The organism is Lysobacter olei (assembly GCF_054777355.1).
In genome coordinates this window covers 310,334-326,262 of sequence record NZ_BAAHAT010000003.1, presented here as the reverse complement: position 1 = coordinate 326,262, position 15,929 = coordinate 310,334, and the positions used below count along the sequence as shown (strand labels likewise).

Sequence of the window (15,929 nt, the reverse complement as noted above, 5' to 3'; positions counted from 1 at the left end):
AAAGACAGGGGGACCAATGCCGCCGCGATGCCACGTGCGGTATGCCATCGCGGCGCGCTGCGCGGCGCCGCCGTATGCCGTGGATTGAGGGCTGCGCGGTCGCAGCTTTTTGCTGCACCACCTTCGCGCGCACCTGCGCCAACATCGCGTCCAGCGCGGTGCGGTCGTGCATGCGGCCGGCCAGCACCACGGCGTAGATGCGGCGCGGAGCGGAGATGTTCTGTAGCGGGTTGGCGTCCAGCAGCACCAGATTGGCGCGCTGGGCTCCGGCGACCGGGCACGGCAGGCCGCTCGCCTGGATCCCATCGCCGCGCTGCGCCATGACTGACGGGGCGACGGACGGGGCGACGGACGGGCTCGCCCCGTCCGCCGCCGATGCTCGTGCCCACTCGGTGAATCCCGACGCATTCCGGGGCCAGGGCTTGACACCACCGTTTACAAGCGTAATCTCAATATCGATTACGAATGTAAACGGAGTGGCCCCCGTGCAGATAAGTGAAGCCGAATCGATCGTCATGGACGTGCTCTGGCACCGCCACCCGTTGGCGGCCGAAGAGGTGGTCAGCGCGCTGGGTGATGCCCAGCAATGGCAGGAAGCCACGATCAAGACCCTGCTCAACCGCCTGCTGAAGAAGGGCGCCATCACCGCCGAGAAGGACGGCCGTCGCTACCTGTACGCGCCGGTGCTGCGCCGCGAGGACTGGGTGCTGGGCGAAAGCGAAAGCCTGCTCGGCCGGCTGTTCGGAGGGCGCGTGGCGCCGCTGGTGGCGCACTTCAGTGAGCACCGCAAGTTGAGCCCCAAGGATGTGGCAGAACTGCGCAAGCTGCTTGAGGAGATCGACGATGGAAAGCGCTGAACTGCTGGGTACGTTGGTCGAGGCCACGCTGGCGACGAGTGCGGCGCTGGTGTTGGTCCTGCTGTTGCGCCGCCGGCTGCGCGGCATGTTTGGTGCACGCGTCGCCTATGGCGCCTGGCTGCTGGTGCCGGCCGCCTTGTTGGCGGTGCTGCTGCCGGCCGCCGTGCAGGCACCGCTGCCGGTGAGCGTTGCACCGGTGGTGGCCGCGCCCGTGGCGGTGGTGGCCCCCGTGGTCGTTACCGCGCCAACGGATTTTTCGTCGTGGTGGCTGGCGACGTGGGTGCTCGGCGGTGCGGGTCTGCTCGGTTGGATGGCGCGGCTGCAGCGCCGCTTCCACCGCACGCTGGGGCGCGTACGCGCACGCGGCGACGGTTTGCACGAAGCGGACACCGTCGCGGGCCTGCCCGCGGCAATGGGTCTGGTCCGGCCGCGCATCGTCGTCCCTGTCGATTTCGAGCAGCGCTACGACGCTGACGAGCGCGAACTGATGCACGCCCACGAACGCATGCACATCCGCGCCGGCGACCTGCACAGCAATGCGCTGGCCTCCGTGATGCGTTGCGTGTTCTGGTTCAACCCGCTGGTGCATGTGGCGTGGTTCGCGTTCCGCCACGACCAGGAACTGGCCTGCGACCAGCGTGTGATCAGCCGCTATCCGCATGCGCGTCGCCGCTACGGCGAGGCCATGTTCAAGACCCAGCTCGCAGCCAACCCGCTGCCGCTGGCCTGCCATTGGGGCTTTGGCCACCCGCTCAAGGAGAGAATCGCCATGCTGACCCGTCCCGTTCCTTCGCGCGCCCGCCGTGCGGGTGGCGCGCTGTTGATGACTGCACTTGCAATGGGCGTGGGCTTTGCCGCCTGGTCGGCACAGCCCGCGCGCACCGCTGACGCGCCGTTCGCCAGAACCGCGCGCCCGCTGCCCAAAGGCCACGTGATGGCCCGCATTGAGGCCCGGGTAGATGCCAACCGTGAGGAGTCGTTCCTCATCGCCAATCGCGCCGGCGAGCCGTTCGCCATCGCCGTGGGTGAGGGGGCGACCGCTTATCAGATGGAGGCCGCGATGAAGCCGCTATCCGGCGACCGCATCGAGCTGGATGCAGTGCTGACCCAGGCCGGCAAAGTGGTCGGCAAGCCGAAGCTGGTCGTGGTCGATGGAAAGCAGGCAGTGATCAAGCTGGGCGAGGAGCCGGCGGCCGGTGCGTTCAAGGGCATCGAGCTGGCAATGACCTTGACTACGCGCGGAGAGCTGCCGGCGCCGCCCACGCCGCCACCCGCCCCACCCGCGCCACCCGCGCCACCCGCAGCGCTTCCGGCGCCGCCGGCCGTGCCTGCCGCACCTCCGGCCCCGCCTGCGTTGGGTGGTTCGCGTTCCATGCCGGCACCGCCCGCTCCGCCTGCATTGGCCGGGGAGCGTGCTCTCCCGGCGCCCCCCGCGCCGCCGGCCCCGCCCATCGCAGCTGGACACGCGCCGTTACCGCCGGAGCCACCGTCGGAAGGCGTCCGGATCAAGGCGAAACGCGTCGTGGTGCAAAGGGTCCCCGACAAGGACGGCGCTCCGGCGGCAACGCGCACGACGCGCCTTCGCGTCAAGGGCGCTCCCGCGACGTTCGAGGGCGCTTGGGAGCCGTTGGCAGCGGACGGCAGTCGGACGTGCGAAGGCACCGTGGAGACCGATGAGGCCGGAAATCACTTCACCTGCATCCCCGACGCAAAGGCCGCCGAAGCGCAGAAGGCCGCCCAGCCACCTGCGCCAGTGGATCGCTGATGGTCAGACCAGCCCGTCCGCAGGCGCCTCGATGCGCAACGGCGTGCTCAGGTGACGCCTGCCGTGCGGATCTTCCGCCGGCAGGCGTCCGCCGCGGATGTTGACCTGCAACGAGGGGTACAGCAGGTTCGGCGCCGGCAGCCCCGCATCGCGCGCATGGCGCGCTTCGGAAAATGCTTCCAGCGAGGTTTCGCCGTCGAGCATGCGGTTGTCCCGCTTCTGCTCGCCCACGCTCACGCTGGCACGGCGCTCGCGCCCGGCCGGCGGATAGTCGTGGCACAGCCACAGCGTGGTTTCGTCGGGCAACGTGTAGAAACGCTGGATCGAGTGGTACAGCTGCTCCACGCTTCCACCCGGGAAGTCGCAGCGCGCGGTGCCGATGTCAGGCGCGAAGATCGTGTCGCCCACGAACACGTTGCCGTCGATGCGGTAGCTGAGGCTGTCGGCGGTGTGCCCGGGGGTGGCCAGTACCTCGATGCGCAGCGCGCCGGCCTCGATCACGTCGCCATCCTCGAGCAGCCCATCGAAGGCGTCGTGCAGCGCCGGATCGTCGGTGGTCAGCTGGAACAGGTCGGCGAAATGCGCCTGCACCGAGCGAATGCCGTGGCCGATCGCCACCGGCGCACCCGTGCGCGCACGCAGGAACGCCGCCGACGTCAGGTGGTCGGCGTGTGCGTGCGTTTCCAGGATGCGATGGACGGTCAGGCCGCGATCCACCACATAGGCCAGCAGGTGGCGTGCACTGTCGGTGGCGATGCGGCCCGAGCGCGCGTCGTAGTCCAGCACCGGGTCGATCACGACCGCATCGATGCCGCGGTGCACGACGTAGCTCCAGGTGCCGGTGCCATCATGGAAGAACGGCTCGATGTGCAGTGCTTCGTTCATCACGTTCCCTCGCAAAGCGGGCGCTGGTCGGCGCAGTAGATGCCGTGCAGCGTGTCGATGATGCGCTGCGCCGGGCCTTGGGCGAGTGAATAGTAAATGGTCTGCGCTTCACGCCGCGTGTTCACCAGACCGTCCTCGCGCAGGACGGCAAGGTGCTGCGACAACGCGGGCTGGCTTAGCGCCAGACGTGAGTTGAGTTCGCCCACGGAGCGTTCGCCCTCGACCAACAGGCACAACAGCATCAGCCGGTTCTCGTTGCCGAGCGCCTTGAGCAGTCGTGCGGCGTCGCCGGCGTGGGCGCGCATCGACTCGGGGTCGATGGCCGATGGGGCGAGTGGCTTGCGGTCAGCGGCCATGCCGGCGTCAACGCTGGGTCACGGGCAAACCAACGTTGGCCCATTCGGTGATGCCGCCCGCGAGGGAGCGCACGTTGGTGAAGCCCATGCGCTGCAGGTTGAGCACGGCCAGCGCCGAGCGGCCGCCGGTGCGGCAGTACACCACGAGCGGCTGCTCCTTGTGCGACAGGGCCGGGTCACTGACGTTGGCCACGGCCGGGTGCGCGTCGACCTGGAACTCCAGCACGCCGCGCGGGATGTTGACGGCGCTGGCGATATGCCCGGTCTCGAACTCGGCGGGTTCACGCACGTCGATCAGCACGACGCCCTGGGTGTCAGACGCGAGTTCGGACGGGCTGATCTCGCGGATTTGGCGGCGGGCATCGGCGACGAGGTCGGCGGCGGTGAGGGCCATGGGGGACACTCCGATGGGTGGGGGTGCACGCAATATATCACTTGACGCTAATATAAGGAAGGGCTAATGTGGCGTGGTGAACCGTCGCGCCGCGGCGGAACCGGACGCCGGACGGAGGTGGTCGATGGCCAGGATCGTGGTGTTGGGTGCAGGGCTCGGCGGCATGGCCGCCGCCTACGAGTTGCGCGAAACGCTGGGCAAGGCGCACGCGATCAGCGTGGTCGGCCTGGGTGACCGTTTCAGCTTCACCCCTTCAAACCCGTGGCTCGCCGTCGGCTGGCGCAAGCCGGACGAAATCACCTTGCCGGCGGCTGAATACCTCGGGCGCAAGGACATCGCCTTCCACGGCTCGGGCGCGCAGCGCGTCGATGCCGAGGCGCGCCAGGTGCATACCGGCGCCGGCGAGGTGCTGGACTACGACTACCTGCTGGTCTGCACCGGGCCCAAGCTGGCCTTTGACGAAGTGTCGGGCACCGGCCCGGACGCTGGTCACACCCAATCGGTATGCACCACGCCGCACGCGCAGCACGCGTGGGAGGCCTACCAGGCCTTCGTGCAGGATCCCGGTCCGATCGTGATCGGTGCGGTGCAGGGCGCGAGCTGCTTCGGCCCCGCGTACGAGTTCGCGATGATCCTCGACGCCGACCTGCGCAAGCGCAAGATCCGCGACAAGGTGCCGATGACCTTCGTCACCAGTGAGCCGTACATCGGCCACATGGGCCTCGGCGGTGTCGGCGACTCCAAGGGCCTGATGGAGTCGGAGATGCGCCAGCGCCACATCCGCTGGATCACCAACGCCAAGGTGCAGGAGGTGCGCCCGGGCGAAGTGGTTGCCGTCGAACACGACGCACAGGGCCAGCCGCTCAAGGAGCACGTGCTGCCCTTCAAGTACTCGATGCTGCTGCCGGCATTCAAGGGCGTGGATGCGGTGGCCGCGGTGGAGGGCCTGTGCAACCCGCGCGGCTTTGTCATCGTCGACAAGCACCAGCGCAGCCCGAAGTACCCGCAGATCTTCGCCGCCGGCGTTTGCGTGGCGATTCCGCCGGTGGAGGCCACGCCGATCCCGACGGGCGCGCCCAAGACCGGCTTCATGATCGAGTCGATGGTCACCACCATCGTGCGCAACATCCACGCCGAGCTGCAGGGCCAGCCCGCCACGTTCGAAGGCACGTGGAATGCGGTATGCCTGGCCGACATGGGTGACACGGGCGCGGCGTTCGTAGCGCTTCCGCAGATCCCGCCGCGCAACGTGACGTGGACCAAGATCGGAAAGTGGGTGCACCTGGCCAAGATCGGCTTCGAAAAGTACTTCCTCTACAAGATGCGCAACGGCACGTCCGAGCCGATCTACGAGAAATACATCCTCAGCGCGCTCGGCATCGAGCGACTGAAGAACGGCGGGAAGTGAGCCGCGGCCCCGCGCCTCATTACCACCTGCTTCGCGTTACCACCCACCTCGACACCATCTTTCAACACACCACTGCAATTTCCAGGAGATCCACCATGAGCCTCGACCGCGCCATCATGGCCTTTGCCGGCGTGATGATCCTCATCAGCATCGCGCTGACCAAATTCGTGCATCCCAACTTCTGGTGGTTCACCGCCTTCATCGGCGCGAACCTCTTCCAGTCCGCGTTCACCGGCTTCTGCCCGGCCGGCATGGTGATGAAGAAGCTCGGCATTGGCCGCAACGCCAGCGGCGCCAGCTGCTGCAACTGACCGCCCCACGCGTCCCCCGCCGTTCCGCATGAGGCGGGGCGGCGCTTTACCCCACGGATTGACTCTGCGATGAAGCCCCTGCGTACCACCCTGATTGCCTCCGCGTTGCTGGCCCTGGCGGCCTGCGGCGGTGAACCCGCCGCGCCCACGCTGCCCCCGTTGCCCAAGCTGCAGACCCTGACCGTTGGCGGCACCGCCGATGCGTCCGGCCGCAGCTGGGACGGTGTGGTCGAAGCCGTGCAGCAGGCCGACCTGACCGCACAGACCGCCGGCCGGGTCACGGTCGTCAACGTCGACGTCAACGACCGCGTGGCCAAGGGCGATGTGCTGCTGCGGCTGACCGCGGTGGAGCAGCAGGCCGGTGCCAACACCGCGCGTGCGCAGTTGCGTGCGGCCGAGGCGGCCGCCGCCGAGGCGGAAGCCAATTACCGCCGTTACGCCGCGTTGGCCAACGGGCAGTACGTGTCGCGCTCGCAGATCGACCAGGCACGCGCCGCGCGTGACAGCGCCGCCGCCGCGCGCGATGCGGCCCGTGCGCAGGTCGCGCAGGCCAGCCAGCAGACGGATTACACCGTGATCCGCGCGCCATTCGCCGGCATCGTCAGCGCGCGTCGCGTGGAGCCGGGGGAAAGCGTGGCTCCGGGGCAGCCGCTGATGGCGGTGTACGCGCCCGGCGCGCTGCGTATCGAGGTGCAGGTGCCGCAGTCGGAAGCCGACGCCATCCGCTCAGTCGGCAGTGCCCGCGTGGCGTTGGCCGATGGCCGCACCGTGGATGCCGCCGAGGTGGTGGTCTTTCCGGCCGCCGATCCCGCCACGCACAGCGTGGGCGTGCGCGTCACGTTGCCGGATCTGAAGCAGGCGCCGGCGCCGGGTGTCACCGCCAAGGTGCTGTTCCCGATCGCCGTCACCGCCCAGGCCGGCACCGTCAGCATTCCGGCAAGCGCGCTGGTGCAGCGCGGCGAGGTCAGCGGCGTGTACGTCATCGCCGGCAACGGCATCGCCCTGCGCCAGGTCCGCCTCGGTCAGCGCAGCGGCGATCGCGTCGAAGTCTTGGCCGGTCTGAAGGCTGGCGACGTCGTTGCCGCTGATCCGGTCGCCGCCGTGCAGGCGCTGGCCGCGCAGCGCAAGTCGGCGGGCGGCCAAACCGGAGCCGCTGGCCATGAGTGATTCGCGCAACCGCTTCGGCATTTCCGGACGGTTGGCCGCGGCATTCCAGGCCAATCCGCTCACCCCGATCCTGGCCATCATGGGCCTGCTGCTGGGCCTGGTCGCGGTGCTGATCACCCCGCGCGAGGAAGAGCCGCAGATCGACGTGACCATGGCCAACGTGTTCGTGCCATTCGCCGGCGCGAGCGCGCGCGACGTGGAGCAGCTGGTCAGCACGCCGCTGGAGCAGAAGCTGTCCGAAATCGAAGGCGTCAAGCACGTCTATTCGATCAGCCGGCCCGGCATGGCCGTGCTCACGGTGGAATACACCGTGGGCGTGGAGCGCCAGCCGGCCATCGTGCGCCTGTACAACCAAGTCTATTCCAACCAGGACTGGCTGCCGCCCGGCATGGGCGTGGGCCAGCCGCTGATCAAGCCCAAGGGCATCGACGACGTGCCGGTGATGGCACTGACGTTGTGGACCGACGACGCGCAGCGTGGCGCCACCGAGCTGGCCGAAGTGGCGCACTCGCTGGAAACCGAACTCAAGCGCATCCCCGGCAGCCGCGACGTCTACACCATCGGTGCACCTGACCGCGTCGTGTCGGTGACGCTGGACCCGGCCAAGCTCGCTGCGTACGGCCTGACCGTGGCCGACCTCGGCCAGGCCTTGCGCGCCGCGAATGCGGTGCAGCAGGTGGGTGAGCGCGTAGGCAGCGGTGCGGCCGTGCCGGTCACCGCGGGCACTTTCCTTGCCAATGCCGACGAAGTGCGCGACCTGGTCATCGGTTTGTCCGGTGGCCAGCCGCTGCGCCTGTCCGACGTGGCGACGATCCGCGCGGGTGGCGACATCGCCAGCCGCTATGCGTGGCACGGTGCGCCCGCTGGCAAGACCGGCCCCGCGCAGGGCATCGCGCCCGCGGTCACGATTGCGATCGCCAAGAAGCCCGGAAGCAACGCCGCCGACATCACCACCGCGGCCACGCAGCGCGTCGAGCAACTCAAGGGCGAGTTGATCCCCGAAGGCATCAACGTCACCGTGACCCGCGACTACGGCATGACGGCCACCGACAAGGCGCAGAAGCTGATCCAGAAGCTGGTGTTCGCCACCGGCTCGGTCGTACTGCTGGTGCTGTTCGCGCTGGGCTGGCGCGAGGCCATCGTGGTCGGCAGCGCGGTGGTACTGACCCTGGCGCTGACCCTGTTCGCGTCGTGGGCGATGGGTTTCACCCTCAACCGCGTGTCGCTGTTCGCGCTGATTTTCTCCATCGGCATCCTGGTCGATGACGCCATCGTGGTGGTGGAGAACATCCACCGGCACATGACCCAAGGCGGCAAGACCCTGCGTGAAGCGATCCCGCCGGCGGTGGACGAAGTGGGTGGCCCCACCATCCTCGCCACCTTCACCGTGATCGCGGCGCTGATGCCGATGGCGTTCGTGTCTGGCCTGATGGGCCCGTACATGCGTCCGATCCCGATCAACGCGTCGGTGGGCATGCTGCTGTCGCTGGCGATCGCGCTGATCGTGACGCCGTGGCTGTCGCTGAAGCTGCTGGGCCGCCACGTGCCCGGCCATGGCGATGGCGGCCATGCGCCGGAAAGCCACGACACCTGGCTGCATCGCCTGTTCGGCAAGGTCATGCGTCCGTTCCTGGATGCGAAGACCGGTGGTCGTCGTCGCCTGATGCTGTTCGGCGGCATGGCCGCGCTGGTGGTGCTGGCCGCATCGCTGGCAGTGTTCCAGCTGGTCGTGCTGAAGATGCTGCCGTTCGACAACAAGTCCGAGCTGCAGGTGGTGGTCGACCTGCCCGAAGGCCGCACGCTGGAAGACACCAACGCGCTGCTCACCGAGCTGGCGTCCGTGGTCGACACTGTGCCCGAAGTCCTGGATTACCAGGGCTATGCCGGCACGGCCGCGCCGATCAACTTCAACGGCTTGGTGCGCCAGTACTTTCTGCGCAGCGGCAGCAACGTCGGCGACCTGCAGGTCAACCTGGTCGACAAGCACGCGCGCGACCGCCAGAGCCACGAGATCGCCCGCGACCTGCGACCGAAGCTCGCGGAGATTGGCCGCCGCCACGCCGCCTCGGTGAAGGTGGTGGAAGTGCCGCCGGGGCCGCCGGTGCTGTCGCCGCTCGTCGCCGAAATCTACGGCCCGGACTACGCCACCAGCCGCAAGCTGGCGAAGGCGTTGGAACAGCGTTTCCTCAAGACCGAGGGCATCGTCGATGTCGACACCACGGTGGAAGCCGATGCGCCGCGCGAAGTGATGGTCGTTGACCGCGCCCGCGCCGCACGCTTGGGCGTGCCGCAGTCCGCGATCAGCGATGCGCTCGCGGCGGCCGTGGCCGGCTTTGACGCAACCTACGTGCACGACGGTACCTCCAAGTACCCGCGCCCGGTGCGCCTGCGCCTGCCGCCCGGCGACCAGGCCAGCACCGAGCGCCTGCTCGCGGTGAAGGTGCGCGGTGGTCAGGGTCAGCTGGTGCCGTTGTCGGAGTTGGTGACCGTCCGCAAGTCCCCGTGGGATGGCGCCATCCACCACAAGGACCTGCTGCCCGTGGTCTACGTGATGGGTGACGAGGCCGGTGAACTCGACAGTCCGTTGTACGGCATGTTCGACCTGGTCGGCCAGGTGTCGGACAACGCCATCGGCGGGCAGACAATGGCGCAGACCTTCATCTCCCAGCCCGAGGACACCAGCGGTTTCGCGATCAAGTGGGACGGCGAATGGCAGATCACCTACGAGACCTTCCGTGACATGGGCATCGCCTACGCCGCTGGCATGGTGCTGATCTACCTGCTGGTGGTGGCGCAGTTCCGCAGCTACGTGGTGCCGCTGGTGATCATGGCGCCGATCCCGCTGACCGTGATCGGCGTGATGCCGGGCCATGCGCTGCTGGGCGCGCAGTTCACCGCCACCAGCATGATCGGCATGATCGCGCTGGCCGGCATCATCGTGCGCAACTCGATCCTGCTGGTGGACTTCATCAACCAGGAAACGGCGCGCGGCGTGCCGCTGGCCGAGGCCGTGGTCGACGCCTGCGCCGTGCGCGCCAAGCCGATCGTGCTGACCGGCGTGGCGGCAATGATGGGCGCGTTCTTCATCCTCGACGACCCCATCTTCAACGGGCTGGCGGTGTCGCTGATCTTCGGCATCCTCGTCAGCACCGTGTTGACGCTGGTTGTGATTCCATTGCTGTATTACGCGCTGTTGCGGCGCGGGCAGCGTGCGGAGGCGGCCCTGTGAAACGCGGATTTGGCATCGGGCTGATGGCGGGGGTCGCCCTGCTCGCCGGCTGCGGTCAACAGGCAAGCGAGGCGGGGGTCGAGCCCCCCGCCGCCACTCCCAGTGCCGCGGGCACCGCAACTGCTGCCGCGACGACAACCCCGGGCCTCGATGAAGCACCTGCCGATGCGGCATCCGCACAGGAGATGCCCTCGCCCGAGCCGGATGCAATCCCTGATGCGGCCCCCGCCAACGCCGAGGCGCGCGCGAAGGCTGCCGCCGCCGACTTCAGTGGCCAACTCAAGTCCGCGCTGATGGCCCAGCTCCAGGCAGGTGGCCCGGTCCAGGCCGTCGAGTTCTGCCACGCACAGGCGCCGCGCATCGCCAAACAGGTGGCGCAAGTGCATGGCGTGCGCCTGGGGCGCGTGGCGGTGCCGGGCCGCAACCGCAATCCGGCCCACGAGGCGACGGGGTGGCAACTGGACGCCGCGCAAGCTTTCCAGCAGGCCGTGGACGCCGGTGGCAACGCCAGCGAACAAGTCCGCCTGCTGACCGCCGACCTGCCCCAAGGCGTGGCGGCACGCTTCGCCAAAGGCATTGCCGTCGAGCCGGCCTGCCTGGCCTGCCATGGCCAGCAGGTTTCGCCACCGGTTCTAGAGGTCCTTGCCCGCCACTACCCGGGCGACCGTGCGACCGGGTTTGACGTTGGCGACCTGCGCGGCCTGCTATGGGTGGAAGTCCCGGCCGGTGCAGGCGCATCCCGCGAAGCGAACACCCAAAAGGAGAACCGCCCATGAGCGCAGAGGGACAGATCCGACTGACTCTGGAACAGGACAGCGACTACGCGTTCCGCATCCATTTCGACGAGACCTCGCTGGAGCCGCTGCTGGCCGACGAGGCCTCGCCGCTGGGTCATGACCGTGGTCCCACGCCGTCGCGCCTGCTGCTGGCCAGCATCGCCAACTGCCTCAGTGCCAGCCTGCTGTTCGCACTGCGCAAGTACAAGAACCAGCCGGGCACGCTGCGCGCGGAAATCACTGCCACGCCGTCGCGGAACGCCGACGGTCGGCTGCGCATCCCGAAAGCCTTCGTCACCCTGCAGCTGCCCGAGGGTAACGAGGACTACCAGCACCTCGAGCGCATCCTCGACCAGTTCGAAAACTTCTGCACCGTGACCCAGAGCGTGCGCCACGGCATCGAGGTGGAGGTCACGGTGAAGGACGCGCACGGTCGCACGCTGCTGGGCGACAAGAGCTTCGAGGCGGGGTCGTGAGCGAGGGGCTGCACATCGCGTGCCCGTACTGTCACGCGGTCAACCGCGTGCCGCCTGCGCGGCTGGGTGAGGCGCCGGCGTGCGGTCGCTGCCATCGCCCGTTGTTTTCCGGAAAGCCGGTGGCGTTGGGCGTGGACAGCTTTGATGCGCACTACCTGCGCTCGGACGTGCCGCTGCTGGTGGATTTCTGGGCGCCCTGGTGCGGCCCCTGCCGGGTGATGGCGCCGCAATTCGAGCAGGCAGCCGCCGTGCTGGAGCCGCAGGTGCGGCTGGTCAAGGTCGATACCCAGGAGCAGCCAACGCTGGGGCAGAAATTCGGCGTGCGCAGCATCCCCACGCTGGCGTTGTTCCACCAGGGCCGCGAGGTCGCCCGGCAGGCCGGTGCGATGCCGGCTGCCGCCATCGTGGACTGGGTGCGTCGGCACCTGGGCTGAGCATCCCCAGCGATGCGACGTGCTTCCGTTTCCATCCGACGTTGGAGTCCTTCGTGAGCCCCTCCTTCCCCGATCTCATCGACGATCTCAACGCCGCCATCGGCACGCTGCGCGCAGGCACGCCCGGGCCGATGAAGGCGTTCAGCGGGTTGGCCCGCGAAGCACTGGCCCCGGGCCAGTTGGACGTGAAGACCAAGGAATTGATCGCGATAGGCATCGCGATCGCCACGCGCTGCGATGGCTGTGTCGGCTTCCACGTGAAGGCCGCGATGCGCGCCGGCGCCACCCGCGAGGAGCTGCTGGAAACCGTGGCGATGGCGATCTACATGGGGGCCGGCCCGTCGATGATTTATGCTGCGGAGACACTTCGCGCCTTCGACGAGCTCACGGCTGCACAGGCCGCGCCCGCCGCCAGTGCCTGATGACCTGCCACTTGATTCGAAAAGGCTCGCACGCATGAACATTTCAATTCGCATTCCCCGCGCGCTCGCGGCCATCGGCCTCGTGTGGCCGGCATTGGTGCTGGCGGGCTGCGTTGCGCCTGGCGTGGCGGGTACTGAGGCCAATGCCCAAGCGGCCGCCCCCGTCTCCCAGGCCGTGACGCTGCCCGGGCTGCGCCAGCCGCGCCCGGGCGTGTACACCGGGGGCCAGCCAGCGGCGGACGCGTGGGCCGGCATGGCCGCGGCGGGCGTGGGCACGGTGATCAACCTGCGACCGGATGCCGAACTGGCCGGGCGCGACGAAGCGGCCGAAGTCCGCGCCGCGGGCATGGCATACCACCAGATTCCCGTCGCGGGCGCGGGGGATCTCACCGGCGCGAATGCCGACCGCCTGTGGGCGTTGCTGAAGGACGCCAAGGGGCCGGTGGTGGTGCATTGCGCCTCGGGCAACCGGGTGGGCGGGCTGCTGGCCATTGCGCTGGCGCGCCATGAGGGGCTGGATGCCGACGCGGCGCTGGCAGCGGGCCGCGAGGCCGGCATGGCCAGCACCGAAGCCAAGGTCAAGACCGTGCTGGCCTCCGACGAGGGCCGCTGCACGGCGGACTGCTGAGACGCCTCAGGGCGTCAGGGCGGCGTTCAGCAGCAGCGCGAGCTGGGTGCCGCCGCGCCGCAGTCGCTCCTCCAGGACGGGGCGCCAGGTGTCGGCATAGCCATCGGGCAGCTTGGCCGAGGGCGGATACACTCCCGGCTGGGTGGCAATCGCGCACGACTGGCGCGCCCACGCAGCGCTGTCGGGTGGCAGCACCTTCAACGGCACCGGCACCGCCACGGGCAATTCGCGCAGCCGCTGCAGGTAAGCGGCTTCATCCAGCGCCGTGGCCGCCAGCAGCTTGCTGTCCCACAGCGTGTGGAGGTTGGTGCCTTGCCCATTGAGGCTGACCTGCACCGTGTTGCCGCCCTTGTCATGCGCGTAGCCGGCATGCAGCGGCTGGTGTGCGTCGCCGACGAAGTGCACCACGAACTTCAGCGCCTGTAGGCGCTCGGCACGGCTGCGATGGCGGTCGGCCAGAATCGCGGTCTGGGAGTGGATGGCCTCAACCACGCAGTCGCCATTGCGGCAATCGCGCGCGACGTCGTAGCTGCAGCCCTGTTCGCCCAGGTTGACGTAATGCCACGGGGCACTGCGCTTGCCGAGGACGGGGTCGTGGGCGCGCACGTCGTCCGCCCACGCGGCGGTGCCGGGCAGCGTTGGAACGGCCTCGCCCTCCAGCAGGCGGGCGACCTCGTCGCGTGCGGCCGGGCTGAGTTCATCGGCCGCCAGCGCGGCTACCAGCCGGTGTCCCATCGCGCCCCACGCCTGCGCGGGAAGTGGCAATGCGGCCAGCACGGCCAGCACGCCGGTCGCAAGCGGCGGGGCGAGGCGGCGGCGGTGGGCGTGGAGATATTCGGAAATGCGACGGGCCATGTCCGGAAGGGTATCGGACATGGCCCGCGCTGGCAGCCCTGACTGATGTCAGGGTGTGTTTTAGAACGAGAACACGTAAGCGACGCCGTACACCAGCGGGTCGATGTTGACCGTGCCCAGGTCCTGGCCGTCCACGCTCACGTCGGTGTCGATGTCGATCCAGCGGGCGTCGACGCGGATCGCGCCCTTCTCGCCGACCTTGAAGTCCACGCCGGCGTGCGCGGCCAGGCCCCACGACGCATCCAGTTCCAGGTCCGTGCCTTCCAGCGCGCCGGAGGTCTCTTCGCTGAAGAACTTGGTGTAGTTGACGCCGGCGCCGACGAACGGCTTCACCTTGCCCTGGCCGAAGTGGTACTGCAGCGACACGGTCGGCGGCAGGTGCTTGGTTTCACCCACAGTGCCCAGGCCGTCGATGGTGATGTCGTGCTGGAACGGCAGCGAGGCCAGCACCTCGATGCCCAGGTTGTCGGCGATGAAGTACTCGCCGGTGATGGTCGGGCGGATGTTGCTTTCGACTTCGACCGCCAGCGCGCCATTGGCCAGTTCGCCGTTGTCGGACTTCGGGTTGACCTGGTGGGCGCCAACGCCGAGCGTCCAGGTGCCGGCGGACTGGGCCAGGGCCGGGGTGGCGACGCCGCCCAGGACGAGGCCGAGGGCAAGGGCGGATGTGCGGAGCTTCATGGGCAAACCTCTGTGGGAGATGACGTTGGGAACGCGTTGAGGTCATTGTCCGCAGGGGCTGGAACCCGCGCTTGATCATCGTCAAGTGGGTGTTTGACTTTGATCAAGCTGGCTTTTAGCGAAGGCTGCTAGGCCCGCCGGGGCCGTCCGGCCGGCGGGGCGGGGGGCGCCGGGATGGGGTAAAATGGCGGTTTCTCAAGCTCGCCCCACTCAGGAGTCCCGGTAATGGCGATCAAGGTTGGTATCAACGGTTTCGGCCGCATCGGCCGCAACGTGCTGCGTTCGGCCGTGCAGAACTTCGGCAACGACATCGAGATCGTCGCCATCAACGACTTGCTGGAGCCGGACTACCTGGCCTACATGCTGAAGTACGACTCGGTGCACGGCCGCTTTGAAGGCGACGTGTCGGTCGACGGCGGCAACCTGATCGTCAACGGCAAGAAGATCCGCCTGACGCAGGAACGCGACCCGGCCAACCTGAAGTGGAACGAAGTCGGCGCCGACGTGGTCATCGAGTCCACCGGCCTGTTCCTGGACAAGGTCACCGCGCAGAAGCACCTCGACGCGGGCGCGAAGAAGGTCGTGCTGTCGGCCCCGTCGAAGGACGACACGCCAATGTTCGTGTTCGGCGTGAACCACGCCAAGTACAACGGCGAGGCCATCATCTCCAACGCTTCGTGCACCACCAACTGCCTGGCGCCGATCGCCAAGGTGCTGAACGACAAGTGGGGCATCAAGCGCGGCCTGATGACCACCGTGCACGCTGCCACCGCCACGCAGAAGACCGTCGACGGCCCGTCCAACAAGGACTGGCGCGGCGGCCGCGGCATCCTGGAGAACATCATTCCGTCGTCCACCGGTGCCGCCAAGGCCGTGGGCGTGGTGATCCCGGAGCTCAACAAGAAGCTCACCGGCATGTCGTTCCGCGTGCCGACCTCGGACGTGTCGGTCGTTGACCTGACCGTCGAGCTGGAGAACGCCGCCACCTACGCCGAGATCTGCGCGGAGATGAAGGCGCAGTCGGAAGGCGCGCTGAAGGGCATCCTGGGCTACACCGAGGACAAGGTGGTCGCCACCGATTTCCGCGGCGACGCACGCACCTCGATCTTCGATGCCGAGGCCGGCATCGCGCTGGACGGCACCTTCGTCAAGCTGGTCAGCTGGTACGACAACGAGTGGGGCTACTCCAACAAATGCCTGGAGATGGTCAAGGTCGTCGCCGGCAAGTAAGCCGCAACGCCCGCTGACTGCAGCACCCCGGAAGCCCCGCGCAAGCGGGGCTTCT

The 15,929-nt window shown here is 68.4% G+C and carries 17 protein-coding genes; 12 read left to right on the top strand and 5 right to left on the bottom strand.

Annotated elements, in window-relative coordinates:
- Positions 1-485 precede the first annotated feature (485 nt).
- Positions 486-857, top strand: a complete 372-nt coding sequence (locus ACYVBS_RS06435; protein ID WP_460822557.1) for a BlaI/MecI/CopY family transcriptional regulator — start codon at positions 486-488, stop codon at positions 855-857.
- Complete coding sequence (locus tag ACYVBS_RS06430) at positions 844-2,622, top strand: M56 family metallopeptidase (protein ID WP_460822556.1); 1,779 nt, start codon at positions 844-846, stop codon at positions 2,620-2,622. The genes ACYVBS_RS06435 and ACYVBS_RS06430 overlap by 14 nt, the downstream gene beginning before the upstream one ends.
- A 3-nt stretch (positions 2,623-2,625) precedes the next feature.
- Here ACYVBS_RS06430 and ACYVBS_RS06425 read toward each other — a convergent pair whose 3' ends face one another.
- The 3 genes from ACYVBS_RS06425 to ACYVBS_RS06415 are packed head-to-tail and all read right to left on the bottom strand — an operon-like array spanning position 2,626 to position 4,257.
- Entirely contained in the window at positions 2,626-3,507 is an 882-nt protein-coding gene (locus ACYVBS_RS06425) for an MBL fold metallo-hydrolase (protein ID WP_460822555.1), read from the bottom strand.
- Positions 3,507-3,863: a metalloregulator ArsR/SmtB family transcription factor gene (locus ACYVBS_RS06420; protein ID WP_460822554.1), complete on the bottom strand. Its 357-nt coding sequence runs from the start codon at positions 3,861-3,863 to the stop codon at positions 3,507-3,509. The genes ACYVBS_RS06425 and ACYVBS_RS06420 overlap by 1 nt, the downstream gene beginning before the upstream one ends.
- Positions 3,864-3,870: 7 nt before the next feature.
- A complete protein-coding gene (locus ACYVBS_RS06415; protein ID WP_460822553.1) occupies positions 3,871-4,257 on the bottom strand; it encodes a rhodanese-like domain-containing protein in 387 nt (128 codons plus the stop codon).
- 124 nt (positions 4,258-4,381) lie between these two features.
- Between ACYVBS_RS06415 and ACYVBS_RS06410 the strand changes: the two genes are divergently transcribed.
- The 9 genes from ACYVBS_RS06410 to ACYVBS_RS06370 all read left to right on the top strand — a co-directional run bounded on the left by ACYVBS_RS06410 (position 4,382) and on the right by ACYVBS_RS06370 (position 13,108).
- A complete protein-coding gene (locus ACYVBS_RS06410; RefSeq protein WP_460822552.1) occupies positions 4,382-5,665 on the top strand; it encodes an NAD(P)/FAD-dependent oxidoreductase in 1,284 nt (427 codons plus the stop codon).
- A gap of 95 nt (positions 5,666-5,760) precedes the next feature.
- Complete coding sequence (locus tag ACYVBS_RS06405) at positions 5,761-5,976, top strand: YgaP family membrane protein (RefSeq protein WP_460822550.1); 216 nt, start codon at positions 5,761-5,763, stop codon at positions 5,974-5,976.
- A gap of 69 nt (positions 5,977-6,045) precedes the next feature.
- Positions 6,046-7,143, top strand: coding sequence for an efflux RND transporter periplasmic adaptor subunit (locus ACYVBS_RS06400; protein WP_460822548.1), 1,098 nt, complete (start codon positions 6,046-6,048; stop codon positions 7,141-7,143).
- Entirely contained in the window at positions 7,136-10,372 is a 3,237-nt protein-coding gene (locus ACYVBS_RS06395; protein WP_460822546.1) for an efflux RND transporter permease subunit, read from the top strand. Before ACYVBS_RS06400 ends, ACYVBS_RS06395 begins: the two co-directional genes overlap by 8 nt.
- A complete protein-coding gene (locus ACYVBS_RS06390; RefSeq protein WP_460822545.1) occupies positions 10,369-11,148 on the top strand; it encodes a c-type heme family protein in 780 nt (259 codons plus the stop codon). Before ACYVBS_RS06395 ends, ACYVBS_RS06390 begins: the two co-directional genes overlap by 4 nt.
- Positions 11,145-11,624 (top strand): OsmC family protein, encoded by a 480-nt coding sequence (locus tag ACYVBS_RS06385; protein ID WP_460822544.1) that lies wholly within the window; start codon positions 11,145-11,147, stop codon positions 11,622-11,624. Before ACYVBS_RS06390 ends, ACYVBS_RS06385 begins: the two co-directional genes overlap by 4 nt.
- A complete protein-coding gene (trxC, locus tag ACYVBS_RS06380; RefSeq protein WP_460822543.1) occupies positions 11,621-12,058 on the top strand; it encodes a thioredoxin TrxC in 438 nt (145 codons plus the stop codon). The genes ACYVBS_RS06385 and trxC overlap by 4 nt, the downstream gene beginning before the upstream one ends.
- Positions 12,059-12,111: 53 nt before the next feature.
- Positions 12,112-12,480 carry a carboxymuconolactone decarboxylase family protein gene (locus ACYVBS_RS06375; protein ID WP_460822542.1) on the top strand — a complete coding sequence of 123 codons (369 nt, stop codon included), beginning with the start codon at positions 12,112-12,114 and terminating at the stop codon, positions 12,478-12,480.
- Between the two features lie 34 nt (positions 12,481-12,514).
- Complete coding sequence (locus ACYVBS_RS06370; RefSeq protein ID WP_460822541.1) at positions 12,515-13,108, top strand: protein tyrosine phosphatase family protein; 594 nt, start codon at positions 12,515-12,517, stop codon at positions 13,106-13,108.
- Positions 13,109-13,114: 6 nt separating this feature from the next.
- Here the strand turns inward: ACYVBS_RS06370 and ACYVBS_RS06365 are convergent, their stop codons facing one another.
- Both ACYVBS_RS06365 and ACYVBS_RS06360 read right to left on the bottom strand, forming a co-directional pair.
- Positions 13,115-13,963, bottom strand: coding sequence for a S1/P1 nuclease (locus tag ACYVBS_RS06365; protein ID WP_460822629.1), 849 nt, complete (start codon positions 13,961-13,963; stop codon positions 13,115-13,117).
- 60 nt (positions 13,964-14,023) lie between these two features.
- A complete protein-coding gene (locus ACYVBS_RS06360) occupies positions 14,024-14,644 on the bottom strand; it encodes an OmpW/AlkL family protein (protein ID WP_460822539.1) in 621 nt (206 codons plus the stop codon).
- Positions 14,645-14,869: 225 nt separating this feature from the next.
- On the opposite strand from ACYVBS_RS06360, the gene gap reads away from it, so the two are divergent.
- Positions 14,870-15,874, top strand: coding sequence for a type I glyceraldehyde-3-phosphate dehydrogenase (gene gap, locus ACYVBS_RS06355; protein ID WP_460822538.1), 1,005 nt, complete (start codon positions 14,870-14,872; stop codon positions 15,872-15,874).
- Positions 15,875-15,929 lie beyond the last annotated feature (55 nt).

What these genes read in the sequence shown, in the direction of transcription:
- ACYVBS_RS06420 (WP_460822554.1), bottom strand. Translation starts at nt 3,863, where the DNA reads ATGGCCGCTGACCGCAAGCCACTCGCCCCATCGGCCATCGACCCCGAG.
- ACYVBS_RS06405 (WP_460822550.1), top strand. Translation starts at nt 5,761, where the DNA reads ATGAGCCTCGACCGCGCCATCATGGCCTTTGCCGGCGTGATGATCCTC.
- ACYVBS_RS06425 (WP_460822555.1), bottom strand. Translation starts at nt 3,507, where the DNA reads ATGAACGAAGCACTGCACATCGAGCCGTTCTTCCATGATGGCACCGGC.
- ACYVBS_RS06395 (WP_460822546.1), top strand. Translation starts at nt 7,136, where the DNA reads ATGAGTGATTCGCGCAACCGCTTCGGCATTTCCGGACGGTTGGCCGCG.
- ACYVBS_RS06365 (WP_460822629.1), bottom strand. Translation starts at nt 13,963, where the DNA reads ATGGCCCGTCGCATTTCCGAATATCTCCACGCCCACCGCCGCCGCCTC.
- ACYVBS_RS06430 (WP_460822556.1), top strand. Translation starts at nt 844, where the DNA reads ATGGAAAGCGCTGAACTGCTGGGTACGTTGGTCGAGGCCACGCTGGCG.
- ACYVBS_RS06410 (WP_460822552.1), top strand. Translation starts at nt 4,382, where the DNA reads ATGGCCAGGATCGTGGTGTTGGGTGCAGGGCTCGGCGGCATGGCCGCC.
- gap (WP_460822538.1), top strand. Translation starts at nt 14,870, where the DNA reads ATGGCGATCAAGGTTGGTATCAACGGTTTCGGCCGCATCGGCCGCAAC.
- ACYVBS_RS06415 (WP_460822553.1), bottom strand. Translation starts at nt 4,257, where the DNA reads ATGGCCCTCACCGCCGCCGACCTCGTCGCCGATGCCCGCCGCCAAATC.
- ACYVBS_RS06360 (WP_460822539.1), bottom strand. Translation starts at nt 14,644, where the DNA reads ATGAAGCTCCGCACATCCGCCCTTGCCCTCGGCCTCGTCCTGGGCGGC.
- ACYVBS_RS06400 (WP_460822548.1), top strand. Translation starts at nt 6,046, where the DNA reads ATGAAGCCCCTGCGTACCACCCTGATTGCCTCCGCGTTGCTGGCCCTG.
- ACYVBS_RS06385 (WP_460822544.1), top strand. Translation starts at nt 11,145, where the DNA reads ATGAGCGCAGAGGGACAGATCCGACTGACTCTGGAACAGGACAGCGAC.
- ACYVBS_RS06370 (WP_460822541.1), top strand. Translation starts at nt 12,515, where the DNA reads ATGAACATTTCAATTCGCATTCCCCGCGCGCTCGCGGCCATCGGCCTC.